The sequence below is a fragment of the Flavobacterium croceum DSM 17960 genome, assembly GCF_002917885.1.
In the GTDB taxonomy this organism is placed as follows: Bacteria; Bacteroidota; Bacteroidia; order Flavobacteriales; family Flavobacteriaceae; genus Flavobacterium; species Flavobacterium croceum.
Genome location: NZ_PQNY01000006.1, coordinates 139993 through 153800, shown reverse-complemented (window position 1 = coordinate 153800; position 13808 = coordinate 139993). Strand labels below are relative to the sequence as shown.

Annotated in this window: 15 protein-coding genes; 6 read left to right on the top strand and 9 right to left on the bottom strand. The window is 32.1% G+C overall.

Features of this window, described 5'->3' with window-relative positions; all coding sequences use genetic code 11:
- Positions 1-14 precede the first annotated feature (14 nt).
- The 3 genes from Q361_RS06265 to Q361_RS06255 are packed head-to-tail and all read right to left on the bottom strand — an operon-like array spanning position 15 to position 3910.
- On the bottom strand, positions 15-689 hold the full coding sequence (locus Q361_RS06265) for a thiamine diphosphokinase (RefSeq protein WP_103725864.1): 675 nt from the start codon (positions 687-689) through the stop codon (positions 15-17).
- 15 nt (positions 690-704) lie between these two features.
- Complete coding sequence (locus Q361_RS06260) at positions 705-1520, bottom strand: DUF4249 domain-containing protein (protein WP_103725863.1); 816 nt, start codon at positions 1518-1520, stop codon at positions 705-707.
- 23 nt (positions 1521-1543) lie between these two features.
- Positions 1544-3910 (bottom strand): TonB-dependent receptor, encoded by a 2367-nt coding sequence (locus Q361_RS06255; protein ID WP_103725862.1) that lies wholly within the window; start codon positions 3908-3910, stop codon positions 1544-1546.
- Between the two features lie 128 nt (positions 3911-4038).
- Here Q361_RS06255 and Q361_RS06250 point away from each other — a divergent pair, with 128 nt between their 5' ends.
- On the top strand, positions 4039-4740 hold the full coding sequence (locus Q361_RS06250) for a hypothetical protein (protein WP_103725861.1): 702 nt from the start codon (positions 4039-4041) through the stop codon (positions 4738-4740).
- 77 nt (positions 4741-4817) lie between these two features.
- Here the strand turns inward: Q361_RS06250 and rplS are convergent, their stop codons facing one another.
- The 4 genes from rplS to Q361_RS06230 form a co-directional block, all read right to left on the bottom strand.
- A complete protein-coding gene (rplS, locus tag Q361_RS06245) occupies positions 4818-5171 on the bottom strand; it encodes a 50S ribosomal protein L19 (protein ID WP_103725860.1) in 354 nt (117 codons plus the stop codon).
- 158 nt (positions 5172-5329) lie between these two features.
- Positions 5330-6010, bottom strand: coding sequence for a tRNA (guanosine(37)-N1)-methyltransferase TrmD (trmD, locus tag Q361_RS06240; RefSeq protein WP_103725859.1), 681 nt, complete (start codon positions 6008-6010; stop codon positions 5330-5332).
- Positions 6011-6026: 16 nt separating this feature from the next.
- Positions 6027-6818: a class I SAM-dependent methyltransferase gene (locus Q361_RS06235; protein ID WP_103725858.1), complete on the bottom strand. Its 792-nt coding sequence runs from the start codon at positions 6816-6818 to the stop codon at positions 6027-6029.
- The gene (locus Q361_RS06230; protein WP_103725857.1) at positions 6818-7267 is read right to left on the bottom strand and encodes a DUF1569 domain-containing protein; all 450 of its coding nucleotides are present in this window, start codon (positions 7265-7267) and stop codon (positions 6818-6820) included. Before Q361_RS06230 ends, Q361_RS06235 begins: the two co-directional genes overlap by 1 nt.
- Positions 7268-7357: 90 nt before the next feature.
- Between Q361_RS06230 and Q361_RS06225 the strand changes: the two genes are divergently transcribed.
- A complete protein-coding gene (locus Q361_RS06225) occupies positions 7358-8290 on the top strand; it encodes a peptidylprolyl isomerase (RefSeq protein ID WP_103725856.1) in 933 nt (310 codons plus the stop codon).
- An 87-nt stretch (positions 8291-8377) separates the two neighbouring features.
- On the top strand, positions 8378-8671 hold the full coding sequence (locus tag Q361_RS06220; protein ID WP_103725855.1) for a c-type cytochrome: 294 nt from the start codon (positions 8378-8380) through the stop codon (positions 8669-8671).
- A gap of 94 nt (positions 8672-8765) precedes the next feature.
- Here the strand turns inward: Q361_RS06220 and Q361_RS06215 are convergent, their stop codons facing one another.
- Both Q361_RS06215 and Q361_RS06210 read right to left on the bottom strand, forming a co-directional pair.
- The gene (locus Q361_RS06215; RefSeq protein WP_103725854.1) at positions 8766-9938 is read right to left on the bottom strand and encodes a GlmU family protein; all 1173 of its coding nucleotides are present in this window, start codon (positions 9936-9938) and stop codon (positions 8766-8768) included.
- Positions 9939-10052: 114 nt separating this feature from the next.
- A complete protein-coding gene (locus Q361_RS06210) occupies positions 10053-10304 on the bottom strand; it encodes a type B 50S ribosomal protein L31 (protein WP_103725853.1) in 252 nt (83 codons plus the stop codon).
- 228 nt (positions 10305-10532) lie between these two features.
- Here Q361_RS06210 and Q361_RS06205 point away from each other — a divergent pair, with 228 nt between their 5' ends.
- The 3 genes from Q361_RS06205 (at position 10533) to Q361_RS06195 (ending at position 13808) form a co-directional block, all read left to right on the top strand.
- Positions 10533-11063 (top strand): DUF4199 domain-containing protein, encoded by a 531-nt coding sequence (locus Q361_RS06205; RefSeq protein WP_103725852.1) that lies wholly within the window; start codon positions 10533-10535, stop codon positions 11061-11063.
- A complete protein-coding gene (locus Q361_RS06200; RefSeq protein ID WP_103725851.1) occupies positions 11063-12019 on the top strand; it encodes a glycosyltransferase family 2 protein in 957 nt (318 codons plus the stop codon). The genes Q361_RS06205 and Q361_RS06200 overlap by 1 nt, the downstream gene beginning before the upstream one ends.
- A 61-nt stretch (positions 12020-12080) precedes the next feature.
- Positions 12081-13808 (top strand): phospho-sugar mutase, encoded by a 1728-nt coding sequence (locus Q361_RS06195; protein ID WP_103725850.1) that lies wholly within the window; start codon positions 12081-12083, stop codon positions 13806-13808.

Here is a 13808-nt window from a genome sequence, read left to right as displayed (position 1 = left end):
ACATGATTGTGTATTTAGTTGGTTGCTACATCCCAACATTCCATCAATATCAAATCGCCTTCTTGGTGTGTTATACTCACTATACCTTCTTCAAGAACGTGGTTGCTGTTGCCCGATTTGTAGCCCAATATTAGCTCATCATTTTTTAGTGGATAGGCTAAGTTTTTTGTAACAATACCTTTTACAACACCAATAGGAATAAGCGAAATGATACTGTTTTTTGGATACCATTTTTCAAATTTTTTGGGCAATACAAAAACTTTAGAATAGTCGTCTAGAATCACTATTTTTAGTTGATTTTTGTACCGAATAATATTGGTAAGATTAGATATAGTGTGGTCTGCACGCTTGCCTGTTGCCCAAATTACATTAACAGCTTTATGTCCTTTTTCGATTAAAAAATCGAAAGCTTTTTCTAAATCTGTTTTATCTTGGTTTGGAGTATACACAATTTCCAAAGGATATTGCTTTTCTCGATACGAGTTTGCGTCGAAATTTTTATCAAAATCACCTAAAAGTACATCAATTTTTATATCTAGTTCCAAGACTCTTTCTACAGCAGCATCCAATACAACCACATACGGAGACCATTCGAGTAATTGGTGCGTTAATTGTAAAGAACAAGCATCACCATTGGCAATTATTAATGCAGGCTCTTGGTCGTCTTTAACGATGTGGTGTGATGACATAAATTTTGATTTGTTTTACGGAATAATATAGTTTTTAGTGTCTTGTTCTGATATATGGAAATAACCTAAAGGATAGTTATTGGTATCGTTTTGATTGACAATATTACCGCGTACTGAAGCTGGTGGCGTTGCAAAAGGACTGCCTCCAGAATTTCCAGATACACTGAGCAATTTATTCATATAATTATAATAACGTTCTGAGATTCCTTGTATTGTAAATTTCATATCTAGCCCAGTAACTAAATTTTCATCGGCATAAAAACCAAACATTTCGTTTCCTTGAAAAAATTCGTCTTTAAGAACTCCGTATTCTGGAATTTGGTATAGCGGATTTTTTACGCCAACTAAATAAAAATTATTTTCGTTTCCATTATCATTAAAAAAGGCTTTGAGTTGTATGACATCTTTACCAAAAACCGAAACTACTGTTTTTTCTACATGAGTTATTGTAGGCGTAGCCAAAAGTTTTTCGGTAGCCGTATAGTTTTGTCCTTGGTAGTTTACATTAAGCGTGTAATTTTGATTTATAACAGGTACAAAGTTTGTACAAACATATTCGCCAGAATTGGGGGTTACTTCCAAAAAATTAAATACATTGGCACCAGATGTAACAGTTACTATTGCGCCAGATACTTTTGGAGTTGTATTACTATAATAATTACCTGTAGTACTTAATTTTATAGATTGCGTTGCGCCAGATGTGCCTTTATTCCAAAGGATATTTGCATCTATAACGAGCTTTGGAGAAGCATTTTCTAAATCGATATTTACTTTATCTTCACAACTCCACAATAATATTGAGAGCAAAAATAGGGAAAGTATATTTTTCATATATAGATATTTATTTGTTGAGGTTAAAATTTAAAATTATATGTTACAGAAGGAACCAACCCAAAAATTGAGAGTCTATAAGCTTCATTTTGTGCTGTTTCTTGGTTTTGTCTAAAACTTATACTTGCTGCATTTTTTCTGCCATATAGATTGTAAATACTAAATACCCATTCGCCTTTCCATTTTTTTGAAGCGTCTTGTTTTGGTGTTAAAGTTGCCGCAATATCCAAATGGTGGTACAATGGAAGCCTATTTTCGTTTCTAGTACCATAGCTAGGAACCGTTATACCTTGATAAGTGTATTGCCCGTTTGGATAGGTAACGGGTTGCCCAGATTGTAAAATAAAATTAGCACCAAAATTCCATTTTGTATTAAGTTTATAAGATGCTGTAACGGCTAGGTTGTGAAGTTTATCGTATGCCGAACGATACCATTGAGAATTATTAATACCAACTTCAGAAGCTGTTCTACCAGGCGTTCTTTGTTCAGATTTAGATAATGTATAAGCCACCCAACCGTTTAATTTTCCGTTGTTTTTTTTCAGTAATATTTCGAGTCCATAAGCTCTCATTTCGCCGTTTAAAATAACTTGTTCTATAGCTTCGTTAGCAATTAAATCTGCACCATCTATATAGTCCATACGGTTTTTAATTTTCTTGTAAAATGTTTCTAATTCTAAAGAATAATTATCGTCTTTAAAGTTTTTAAAATAACCCAAAGCATATTGGTCTGCGAGTTGTGGTTTAATGTATTTATCACTTGGTGTCCAAACATCGAGTGGAGTAGGAGAAGCCGTATTGGAAACCAATTGAAGGTATTGTGCCATACGGTTGTAGCTTGCTTTTATAGAATTATCTTCATTAATTTCGTAAGCAATAGCAAAACGAGGTTCAAAATTATTATAGCTTGCTATTTTTTTATTTTTACCATAAAAAGTAGTGCTAATAGGGGTTGCTTTTTCATAAATTTTTAAATCTTCATCGTATGCAACGGGATTGTCATTCAAATAATTATTGATAGTTGAAGAACCTAATCGAGTAAAAGAACAATATCTAACGCCATATTCGGTAGAAAATTTTGAAGATATTTTTTGTTCTGCACCAACGTATACTGAAGGTTCAAAGGCGTATTTTTTATCTAGTTGGCGGTAATTTATCGATGAATTTTCAGATGAAGGTTTTATTTCACCAGGGTTAAAATCGTAGTAAATAGCATTGGCACCAAAATTCATTTTTATATTATCATTTACATAATATTTAAAATCGTATTTTAGGTTATAGTTTTTTATACCCGAATCCCACTTAAACCCAACAAAATCAAGTTGTAAGCCATAGTAATAATCACTATAAATAGCAGATAAATTTGAAAATAATTTATCTGAAAATAAATGATTCCATCGTAAATTTAATGTAGCATTTCCGTAGGTATTTCTAAAACTTTGTGCAATATCAAATACATCTCTACCAAAATATCCAGAAAGATATAAACTATTGTTTTTGTTGAATTTATAATTCCATTTTGTATTCAAATCATAAAAATAAGCTGAATTTTTATTATCAGATAATTTCAAAAATAAATGAGCATAAGAAGCTCTACCACCAATAAGAAAAGAACTTTTATTTTTTACAACGGGCCCTTCGGCTAGTAATCGACTAGAAATTAGTCCGATACCTCCATTCATGTGAAAGTCTTTACTATTACCATCTTTTTGATAGATGTCTAACACAGACGAAGCTCTACCACCAAAACGTGCAGGAATACCGCCTTTGTATAATTTTAAATCTTTTATAGCATCGGGGTTAAAAACCGAGAAAAACCCAAATAAATGCGATGAGTTGTAAATAGTAGCTTCATCGAGTTGTATTAAATTTTGGTCGGCACCACCACCACGTACATTAAATCCCGATTGTCCTTCGCCAGCGTTGGTTACACCAGGTAGCATTAATATCGATTTTATAATATCAACCTCACCCAATACCACAGGCATTTGTTTAATAGTACCGATAGAGAGTTTGTTTAAACTCATCTCGGGTTTACGAATGTTAGCCTTACTTTTTTCAGTAATAACTACCTCTTGTAATGTTTGTGTGTTTTCTTTTAATGAAACATTATTTGTTATATTTTTATCCAAAACTATTTTTTCGGTTAATGTTTCGTAACCCAAATAAGAATATTTTACAGTGTATTCTCCTTTTGGTAAAGTAATAGAATAAAACCCGTATTCATTGGTGTTTGTATTACTGTTTTTATTTTCAATTCTAATATTTACACCAATGAGTGTTTCATTACTTTTTTTATCTAAAATAGTACCGCTTAATGTGAACTTTTCTTGTGCATTGGCAAAAAAGTTTACGAGCAAAATAAAGACTAATAATTTGATGTGCTTCATATCTATAAGTTTGAGATTGCAAATTTCAATTATAAAACTCATATTAAAAAATAATCAAATGTTAATCTATGGTTAAGTTGGCATAAGTTTTGCAATTATTGGTTATTTTTACTTTTTATTGAAATTACATGAGAAAGTTTTTTTTACTTACCATTTTGTTTTTTAGTGCAACTCATGCTGGGTATTCGCAATATGAGTTTTCCAAAAAGAAAAAACAAACGATTGAAGCCATGCCTCAAAAGTTTAGTAAAAAAAGAGCTACTATGTTGGCAGAGAAACCTAAAGTTTCTCAAGAAGCAAAAATAGAATACAAAAGTCAGTACATTAAAGACCCTAATGAAGTATTCAACAAATACCTTAACACCCCTCAAGTAGGTATACAACCTAGTACTACGCCCAATGATGTGCGCAATCCTTCTGAAATTTATACCGAAAAATACAATAAAGGAGGCAACGGAGAAAGTAATCAAAAATTTATGAGTGAAACGTATTTGGGTGAGTTTAGAACGGCTACAAAAAGTGTGCGTATTGCCTGTAGAGATCACGAAGCGCCAGATGGTGATTTGGTTAGAATTTGGGTAAATGATAAGGTTGTTATTGAAAGTTTGTTGCTTGATGTACAATACAAAGAACTATTTTTGGTATTACAACCAGGTTTTAATAAAGTTGAGTTTGAAGCGCTTAATCAAGGCGAATCAGGGCCAAATACTGCTCAGTTTGTAGTTTTTGATGATAAAGGAAAATTGGTTACTTCCAATAAATGGAATTTAGCAACAGGAGTTAAGGCAAAAGTAATACTGGTAAAAGAAGAACTGGAGAAAAAAGAGTAATACTATTAATATAATTACGCCATAAAATAAAAAAAGTCCCAAACATGGGACTTTTATTTTTACAAAAAGAATGAGAATTATCTTCTTCTTCTTTCTTTGATTTTTGCTTTTTTACCAGTAAGTTCTCTAAAGTAATAGATACGAGCTCTACGAACTTTACCATATTGATTTACTTCAATTTTTTGTAATGCAGGCATATTGATAGGGAAGATACGTTCTACACCTACAGCGCCACTCATTTTACGGATAGTGAAAGTTTCTGTTAAACCAGCTCCTTTACGTTGAATAACAACACCTTTAAAAAACTGAGTTCTTGTTTTTTCACCCTCTTTAATTTCATAATACACAGTGATTGTATCACCTGCTCCAAAAGTTGGGAAATCTTTTTTTGTTACAAATTCGTCTTGTACAAATTTAATTAAATCTGCCATGATTTATGTTTTAAATTGTTGATAATCAGACTAACATTCACGGTTTTCGTCAGAGGTTAATCCAAAATTGGGTGCAAAGATACAAATTAAGTCGAAAGTTGCAAGTCAAAAGTCGAAAGTTTTTTAGAAAAAGACTTTAAGACTTTTGCCATTCGACTTTAAGACTCGTCAAGAAGATCAGGTCTTCTATTTAGGGTATGTTCGTATGCTTTTTCTTCACGCCATTTTTCAATATTAGCAAAATGACCGCTCAAGAGAACATCGGGTACTTCCCAACCGTTGTAATTAGCGGGTCTAGTATATATAGGAGGCGAAAGTAAATTATCTTGAAAACTATCGGTAAGAGCAGAGGTTTCATCACTCAAAACACCAGGAATAAGCCTTATAATAGCATCACAAAACACAATGGCTCCAATTTCTCCACCACTTAGCACATAATCTCCAATAGAAACTTCCCGTGTAATAAAGTGATCGCGAACACGCTGATCTACACCCTTATAATGTCCGCAAAGAATAATAATATTTTTTTGTAAAGAAACAGTATTAGCCATTTTTTGGTTTAATGTTTCTCCATCTGGAGTCATATAGATAATGTCGTCATAATCGCGCTCTAGCTTTAATTTAGAAATACATTTGTCTATAGGCTCAATCATCATTACCATGCCAGCGCCACCTCCAAACTGATAATCGTCTATAGTACGGCGTTTATCTGTGGTGTAATCTCTTAGGTTATGAAAATACACTTCTACAATGCCTTTTTCTATAGCACGTTTCATAATAGAAGCCTCAAACGGACTTTTTAATAATTCGGGTAAAACCGTAATAATATCTATTCTCATAAGGCAAAGATATAAATTACTTTTTTCTTGCTCTTAAACTATAAACCATCGGGATTTTGTTTCCTAAATTTTTTATTCTAAATTTATTTGTTTCAAATTCTTCTACATTATTAAAACAAGTGTAGGGAGAGTAATCATATTCATTAAAAATTTCTATTGTCAAACCATTGTTAATCAAAGAATTTAATACTTCTGTTAGTGAGTGATTCCAAGTTATGGTTTTTGCCTCAATATTGGCATTTCGGTCTGCATAAGTACCTTGTTCTTCCTCAATGATTTCTTCAGTATTAAAATAACTATAAAAAACTTCTTTAAAATCATTATCAAACATCCAAACTACAGGATGAAATTCTGCAAAAACAAAAATTCCATTTGGCTTTAAAGAATCTGAAATAACTTTTGCCCATATATCTAAGTCGGGCAGCCAACCTATAGTGCCATAACTACTAAAAACAATATCAAATAACTCATTTGTATGTTGTCTTGTTTCGTATACATCACAACAAATATATTGACTGTTTAAACCTAGTTGTAAATTGAGTTCTTGGGCTTTTGCTATAGCTTTGTCAGATAAATCGATACCTGTTACTTGTGCTCCCATTCTTGCAAGAGACATTGTATCTTGTCCAAAATGGCATTGTAGATGTAAGATAGATTTATCTTTTACATTTCCTAACAGTTCGAGTTCTATATTGTTTAAAGTTGATTTTCCTTTTATAAAACTTTCATTGTCATAAAAATTAGAATCTACGTGTACTGCAACCTTATTGTTCCAAGTATTTCTGTTTATTTCTATATAATTTTTCATTAGACTCCAAATTGTTCCAAATGATGGTTGGTATGTTTCCAAAGTAGAGCGTCCCAGTCTTCATAAGTTAATTTTCCCCAAAAAGGATGGTTCATTACTTTGATAGATGCTATTCCTTCGTTGGCAAATCGGTTTAAATTATGGATTAAATCTTGTTTTGCTTTCTCAAAATCGACATTGTAATTAACAATGAATTCTTTTGCAGTAGGAGTATTTTTTTGTAATCCACCACCATAAAAAACCTTTTTTTTGAGCAATCTGCCTAAAATTTTCATTAAAAAATTTATTTTAAGGTCTTGTTTTCCAAAAGCAACATCAGTAGCCAATTTACAATGTTGTAGCATTTGCGCAGCATTCATTTTTCCCCATAAGGCTTTGGTTTCGGGCGTAATTTTTTCAATTCTATCAATTAAAAGAGCTATAGAATTGTGGTTGTAGATAGAATTCATGATAGTTTTATTAAATTCATTTTCAAAAATACAATTATACAATTATTACACAATAATATTTTACCTTTGCTCCTTTAAATTAAAATACAAATGGAAAACGGAATTTACGCAAAATTTAATACTACAAAAGGTTCTATTTTAGTAAAATTAACTCATGATTTAACACCAGGCACTGTGGGTAACTTTGTTGCTTTGGCAGAAGGACAATTGGAAAATACTGCAAAACCTATGGGAAAACCATACTATGATGGACTTAAATTTCATAGAGTTATTCCCGATTTTATGATACAAGGTGGATGTCCTCTAGGTACGGGTACAGGCGATGCGGGATATAAATTTGACGACGAGTTTGTATCAGAATTAAAACATGATAAACCAGGAGTTCTTTCTATGGCCAATGCTGGACCAGGTACCAATGGTTCACAATTTTTTATTACTCATGTTCCTACGCCATGGCTAGATGGTAAACATACCGTTTTTGGTCATGTAGTTGAAGGGCAAGACGTGGTAGATGCAGTAGCTCAAAATGATGTTATAGATAGTTTAGAAATTATTAGAGTAGGTGATGAAGCTCAAAAATGGAATGCCATTGAAGCTTTTAGAACTTTTGAAGGCTCTCGATTAAAAAGAATGGAAGAAGAAAAACAAAAAGCAGAAGAGGCAGTTGAAAAACTTTCTGCTGGTTTTGATAAAACAGAAAGCGGACTCCGTTATAAAATTATCCAAAAAGGAAATGGCAAAAAAGCAGAAGCAGGAAAGACAGTTTCAGTGCATTATCAAGGCGCTTTAGACAACGGAAAAGTATTTGACTCTTCATATACTCGTAAAAAACCTATTGAGTTCCCATTAGGAAAAGGCTACGTTATAGAAGGTTGGGACGAAGGTATTGCATTGCTTCAAGTAGGAGATAAAGCCCGTTTTGTAATACCATCTTATTTAGGTTATGGAGCACAAGGTGCTGGTGGTGTAATTCCTCCAAATGCTACTTTGGTGTTTGATGTTGAGCTTATGGATGTTAAGTAAGCAAAAAAATAAAAATTATATCAAGCAGTCTAAATTTTTTTAGGCTGTTTTTTTATATTTACCTAATTATTATAAAACTTGAAATAAATGAAAAAAATAGTTTTTTTAGTGAGTATGGTTCTTCTTGCATCTTGTGCATCAAAAAATAAACAAATAGCAGATCAACCCATAAGAGGAGTAAAGTATTCTGGAGAAGCTTTGGCTAGTGGAAAACAAATTATGGAAAATGATTGTGCTAAATGCCACAAAGCTTATAGTCCAAAAGATTTTAAGCAAGAAGAATGGAAACCTATTATAAATAGAATGGCCAAAAAAGCAAATTTAACAGACGAACAAAAATATCAAGTACTTGATTATATAACTTATACGTTATCTGAATAGTTAATGAATAAAAGATAAAAAAAGACAAAAATGAAGTATTCGTTTTTGTCTTTTTTTGTAAATGATATTGGAACTTTAAGATTTTTTTAAAATTTTACTTTCTGTATTTTTTTGTTTCTTCAAATACGTGTTCTAGAATTTTTGCATCTTGTTCTGTAAAATCCAAATGACGTCTAGACATTACAATACGAGCGGTTTCAAAAGCTTTATGGGTTAAATAAGTTGAAAAACCCGATGCGCCACCCCATGAAAAACTAGGTACAAAGTTGCGAGGAAATCCGCTACCAAAAATATTGGCAGAAACACCTACTACCGTACCTGTGTTAAACATCGTGTTTATACCACACTTACTGTGGTCGCCCATCATTAATCCGCAGAATTGCAAACCTGTTTTAGCAAAATTTTCGGTTTCGTAACTCCAAAGTTTTACTTCTTCGTAATTGTTTTTTAAATTAGAGTTATTACTATCGGCGCCAATATTACACCATTCTCCAAGAACAGAATTACCCAAAAAACCATCATGCCCTTTGTTTGAGTAGGCAAACAAAACAGAATTGTTTATTTCGCCACCCACACGACAATGAGGGCCAACTGTTGTTGCGCCATATATTTTGGTGGCTAGTTTTACCTGTGCTTCTTCGCCAAGTGCAAATGGACCACGTATTACAGAACCTTCCATTATTTCAGCATTTTTACCTATGTAAATTGGTCCGGTAGAAGCATTAAGTGTAACAAATTCTAGTTTTGCTCCTTCTTCAATAAAAATATTTTCGGGAGAAAGAACATTAACAGATTTTGGTATGGGTTGTGAAACTCTATCTTGAGTAAGTAATTCAAAATCTTCTCGTAATGCTAAATCATTTTTGGCAAAAATATCCCAAGTATGTTGTACTGTAATGCATTCTTCTTCCAAATCAATAATTTCATAATCATCAAAATTTACTTCTTCTTGTGTATTATATGTGTAAAAGGCTATAACTTCATCGTCTTTAAAAATTGCCTGATTTTTTTCTAAACTTTTTATAGTAGCCACCAAAACATCGTTGGGTAAATAAGAAGCATTAATCATGATATTTTCTTCGACTTCTACCATAGGATATTTTTCAGATAAATATTCTTCTGTAAGTGTAGTTGTGGTATAGCCTAAATGTTTTTCCCATTTTTCTCGAATAGTAAGTATACCTATTCTTAGCTCTGCAACAGGTCTTGTAAAGGTAAACGGAAGTAAAGCATTTCTAGATGGGCCATCAAAGAGAATGTAGTTCATTTTGCTGTGGTTTATTGGGTGTGATTAATAATGTAAAAGTACAAACTTATAAGCAATAAAAAAACCTTCCAATTTTGGTAGGAAGGCTCTTTAAAATTTGAACACTTGTAACTCTTATTTTGAGAATTTTGCGTATTTGTTTTTGAATTTATCAATACGTCCTGCTGTATCGATAAGTTTAGATTTACCAGTATAAAATGGGTGAGAGGTTCTCGAAATCTCCATTTTGTACACAGGATATTCAACTCCTTCGTGAACAATGGTTTCTTTGGTTTCTACTGTAGATTTAGTGATAAAAACATCGTCGTTTGACATGTCTTTAAAAGCGACTAATCTGTAATTTTCTGGATGAATTCCTTTTCTCATTTTGTAAATCTTTTTAAATTTTTATGAAACAACCCAGTCTTGATGCTTTTAGTAAAGGTATTAACTGGTTGTAACTTTTACTTAGGTTATTTTTAAATAATCAGTTGGCAAAATTACACTATTTTTTTTAATAACAAACGAAACGGTCATTTTTTTTATTATTTGTTACAAGTCTTGGCATATCTCAATAATTACTATATTTGTAGATTATTTTAAAAACTAAAAACTATGATTCCAATTATTAAAAAAAATGCAATTAACTTTGGTTTAATTTCTGGAGCAATTGCCGTGTTAGTTACGCTACTTATGTATATAATAAATCTAAAACTATTCGTCAATGTTTGGATAGGGTTTGGATTAATAGGAGTTTGGATTGTAATAGGTATAGTTTTACTTCAAAAATGTAAAAAAGAACAACGTGGTGTATTAAGTTTTAAAGAAGGTTTTACAGCCTATTTTGTATCTGCTCTCATAGGAATATCCATATCTACATTATTTAATATTTTTCTTTTCAATTATTTTGATACCCAAGCTAGAGAAATAATCACAGAACATTTAGTTGATTTTCAGGTAGAAATGTTAGAAAAATTCAATTCTCCACAAGAACAAATAGCCGAAGTAGTTCAAGAAATCAAAGAAAACTCTCAATTTTCATTAAAAGGTCAAGTAATGGGTTTCTTTCAAGCACTTATTGGAGCAATCATTCTTGGTTTAATATTAGCTGCAATCTTTAAATCTAGAAACAAAGAAATATATTAATGAATTTATCAATTATAATTCCTTTACTCAACGAAAAAGAATCGTTGCCCGAGTTACATCAATGGATTTTAAAGGTTATGCATGAAAATAATTACAGTTATGAAATTATTTTTATAGACGATGGCAGTACAGATCATTCTTGGGAAACCATACAAGAACTTTCACAAAAAGACGCAAACGTTAAAGGAATTAAGTTTTTTAGAAACTACGGTAAATCACAGGCATTGCATGCTGGTTTTGCCAAAGCCAAAGGAGATATAGTAATTACTATGGATGCCGATTTGCAAGATAGTCCCGAAGAAATTCCGCAACTTTTTAATATGATAGCCCAAGAAAATTATGATTTGGTTTCGGGTTGGAAAAAAAAGCGTTACGACCATGTTGTAACTAAAAATTTACCCTCAAAGTTATTCAATTGGGCCGCCCGAAAAACATCGGGAGTATACTTAAACGATTTTAATTGTGGGCTAAAGGCTTATAAGAATTTGGTTATCAAAAACATTGAGGTTTCTGGCGAAATGCACCGTTACATTCCAGTATTAGCAAAAAATGCAGGATTTAGCAAAATAGGTGAAAAAGTAGTAAAACACCAAGCAAGAAAGTATGGAGAATCTAAATTTGGTATAGACCGATTTATAAATGGTTTTTTAGACTTAATAACCATTTGGTTTATATCTAAATACGGAAAAAGACCTATGCACTTTTTTGGAGCCTTAGGAGTAATTATGTTTGTATTAGGTTTTTTATCTACAGGATTTATTATCCTTTTTAAAATGATAAAACTATATTCGGGTTTCCATACAATATTGGTAACTCAAAATCCATTATTTTATATTGCTATCACTTCTATGATAATTGGTTCGCAACTATTTGTAGCAGGCTTTTTAGGAGAAATTATTTTGCGTACCAAAAACAATGAAGAACGTTATAAAATAGCTACCGAAGTCAATTTGTAAAATTATTGTACACAAAAGGGTTTTCTATCTCATTTGTACAATTTGTTATTAAATATATATTATGAATATTCAAGAAGATATCTTAAAAAAAGCAAACGAATGGCTTACCCCAACATTTGATGCGCAAACACAACAAACTATTCAAAACATGATAACTTCCAACCCAAAAGAATTGGAAGAAAGTTTTTATAAAAATTTAGAATTTGGTACAGGCGGAATGCGAGGTATAATGGGTGTAGGTACCAATAGAATAAATAAATATACCTTAGGAAAAAATACGCAAGGCATAGCCAATTATATGAAACAAGTTTTTCCAAACGAAGAACTCAAAGTAGCAATTGCATACGATTGCCGTCATAACAGCGATACATTGGCTCAAGTAGTGGCAGATGTTTTTTCTGCCAACGGAATTAAAGTTTTTTTATTTTCTGAAATGCGCCCAACCCCCGAATTATCATTTGCTTTAAAATATTTACATTGTCATGCGGGTATAGTACTTACAGCTTCACACAATCCGCCTGAATATAATGGGTACAAGGTATATTGGCAAGATGGAGGACAACTCGTGCCACCACAAGACGCCGAAATAATTCAGGTTATAGAAGCATTAAATTATAATGAAATTCATTTTAATGCCAATAAAAATCTTATTGAATATATAGATAAAGATATAGACAACGCTTTCTGGAAATCTACAGTAGAAAACGCAAGTTTTAATACACCAGCGCAAGCCAAACAAAATCTTAAAATAGTATATACTTCTTTGCATGGTACATCAATAAAAGCAATTCCAAACGTGTTGCAATTAGCAGGATATACCGATTTGAATATAGTAAAAGAACAAGAAGTTCCCAATGGAGATTTCCCTACAGTAAAATCGCCAAACCCCGAAGAGCCCGAAGCACTTACAATGGCTTTAAATTTGGCAAACCAAATTAATGCAGATCTTGTTATTGGTACCGATCCAGATTCTGATAGACTTGGTGTAGCTGTACGTGATACCAACAATAAACTTATTTTGCTAAATGGTAATCAAACTATGGTTATTATGACAGCTTACTTGCTAGAGCAATGGAAACAAGCAGGAAAAATAAACGGAAAACAATTTATTGGTTCTACAATTGTATCTACACCAATGATGCTTGAATTAGCTAGTGCTTACAATGTAGAATGCAAAGTTGGATTAACAGGTTTTAAATGGATAGCCAAGTTTATAAAAGATTTTCCAGACCTTAAATTTATTGGTGGCGGAGAAGAAAGTTTTGGTTTTATGGTGGGCGATGCTGTTCGTGATAAAGATGCTGTAGCGGCTACTTTGTTAATTTGCGAAATTGCTGCTCAAGCCAAAGCATCGGGTAGTAGTTTGTACAAAGAGTTGCTTAATCTATATGTAGATTATGGTTTTTACAAAGAACACTTAATTTCTATTACCAAAAAAGGTATAGAAGGAGCCAATGAAATAAAACAAATGATGATTGATTTACGTCAAAATCCTTTAACCGAAATTGCAGGGCAACGTGTAGTTTGTGTAGAAGATTATCAATCGTCTATAGGTAAAGACTTTATGAATAATGAAGAATTTGCTATTACAGTACCAAAATCGAATGTATTAATCTATTACCTCGAAGATGGTTCTAAAATTTGTGCTAGACCAAGCGGAACAGAGCCTAAAATAAAGTTTTATTTTAGTGTAAATACTTCTTTAGATGAGGTAACAAGCGCACCTCAAACAGAAGAGCTATTAGATGCTAAAATTCAGCGCATTATTTCTGACATGAAATTAAATTAA